General features: G+C 67.1%; 1 protein-coding gene. It reads left to right on the top strand.

Annotation, left to right across the window (positions count from 1 at the left end; all coding sequences use genetic code 11):
* Nucleotides 1-956 (top strand): dihydropteroate synthase (locus ACEPPI_RS40525; protein ID WP_373920242.1); only part of this gene is annotated, 956 nt, incomplete at both ends.

Genomic DNA, 956 nt, shown 5'->3' with positions numbered 1-956 from the left:
CAGACGGTGCCGTTCCGGCAGGACACCGCGTACATGGCGATCGGTGAGCGGACGAACGCGAACGGGTCGAAGAAGTTCCGTGAGGCGATGCTGGAGGCCCGCTGGGACGACTGTGTGGAGATGGCCCGGGACCAGATCCGTGAGGGCGCGCACATGCTCGACCTGTGCGTGGACTACGTGGGCCGTGACGGTGTCGCGGACATGGAGGAGCTGGCGGGGCGTTTCGCGACGGCCTCGACCTTGCCGATCGTGCTGGACTCCACCGAGGTTCCCGTCCTCCAGGCCGGTCTGGAGAAGCTCGGCGGGCGCGCCGTCATCAACTCCGTCAACTACGAGGACGGTGACGGCCCCGAGTCCCGTTTCGCGAAGGTCACCCGGCTGGCCCAGGAGCACGGCGCCGCGCTGATCGCGCTGACGATCGACGAGGAGGGCCAGGCCCGCACCGTCGAGCACAAGGTCGCGATCGCGGAGCGTCTGATCGCGGACCTGACGGACAACTGGGGCATCAACGAGTCGGACATCCTGATCGACACGCTGACGTTCACGATCTGCACGGGTCAGGAGGAGTCCCGCAAGGACGGCATCGCGACGATCGAGTCGATCCGCGAGCTCAAGCGCCGCCACCCGGACGTGCAGACCACCCTCGGTCTGTCGAACATCTCCTTCGGTCTGAACCCGGCCGCCCGTGTGCTGCTGAACTCCGTCTTCCTCGACGAGTGCGTCAAGGCCGGACTCGATTCGGCGATCGTGCACGCGTCGAAGATCCTGCCGATCGCCCGTTTCGACGAGGAGCAGGTCACCACCGCCCTGGACCTGATCTACGACCGGCGCGAGGGTGACTACGACCCGCTGCAGAAGCTGATGGCCCTCTTCGAGGGTGTCAACACCAAGTCCCTCAAGGCCGGCCGGGCCGAGGAACTCCTGGCGCTGCCGCTGGACGAACGCCTCCAGCGCCG

The organism is Streptomyces sp. AB3(2024) (assembly GCF_041862025.1).
In the GTDB taxonomy this organism is placed as follows: Bacteria; Actinomycetota; Actinomycetes; order Streptomycetales; family Streptomycetaceae; genus Streptomyces.
Note: the sequence above shows the minus strand (reverse complement) of the source record. Positions and strands in the feature narration are given on the sequence as shown.